Origin of the sequence: Mesorhizobium sp. M7A.F.Ca.MR.362.00.0.0, assembly GCF_004023175.1 — a bacterium.
In the GTDB taxonomy this organism is placed as follows: Bacteria; Pseudomonadota; Alphaproteobacteria; order Rhizobiales; family Rhizobiaceae; genus Mesorhizobium.
Window position 1 is genome coordinate 1 of sequence record NZ_RZTF01000750.1, and the last position, 740, is coordinate 740.

Below are 740 nucleotides of genomic sequence, written 5' to 3' on the forward strand. Positions count from 1 at the left end.
ATACCAGACGCTGCCGCCACCGCCGACGATGGCTATGGCAAGCGAAAGCAGCGTCAGGAAGGCAGTTTTGAGCATGAGGGGCCGGGAACACGAAGAGTTGCCGCTCGGGGATATCGCGGCGTGGGGCCTTGTGGCAAGCGGGCCGACGTAGAATTGCAGACGGCTCTCCCTTCTCCCCTTGCGGGAGAAGGTGGCCGAGCGAAGCTCGGTCGGATGAGGGGTGTTCCAGCTTGGCAATGGCGGTGATCCGGCCATCACCCCTCAACTGTCTCGGCGCCAATCACAGCGCCGATAGCGTCTCCGGCAGTTGCGGCGTACTGAGGACGGGCGCCGAATGGAACAGCGTGGTCATGTCCCGCAGCGTCTGGGTCGTGCGGCTGGACAGCACCGGCGGCCGTTCGGCGGCTGCATCGGCCGCCGCCTGATCGTCGCTCTTCTTCTGTGCTTCCTCGGCCTTGGCGGCGATCTCCTCATCGACGAAGGGCTTGTCGATGCCAGGGATCGGCTTGAGGTCGATGTTCTGGTGCGCGTAGACCATCAGTCGCTGCCACACCATCGCCGGCAGTGAGCCACCGGTCATGTTCTTGGTCGGCGTGAAGTCGTCATTGCCCATCCATACCGCCGCCGTGTAGTTGCCGGTGAAGCCGACAAACCAGGCGTCGCGGTAGGACTGCGTGGTGCCTGTCTTGCCGGCGACGACGATGTTGGGAAGTTGGGCTCGCCGCGCCGTACCCATCACC

Annotated in this window: 2 pseudogenes; both read right to left on the minus strand. The window is 64.5% G+C overall.

Annotated elements, in window-relative coordinates:
* A pseudogene (locus EOC06_RS44595) lies at positions 1-255 on the minus strand (hypothetical protein); the annotation flags it as partial.
* 25 nt (positions 256-280) lie between these two features.
* Positions 281-740 (minus strand): annotated as a pseudogene (locus tag EOC06_RS44600) (penicillin-binding protein); the annotation flags it as partial.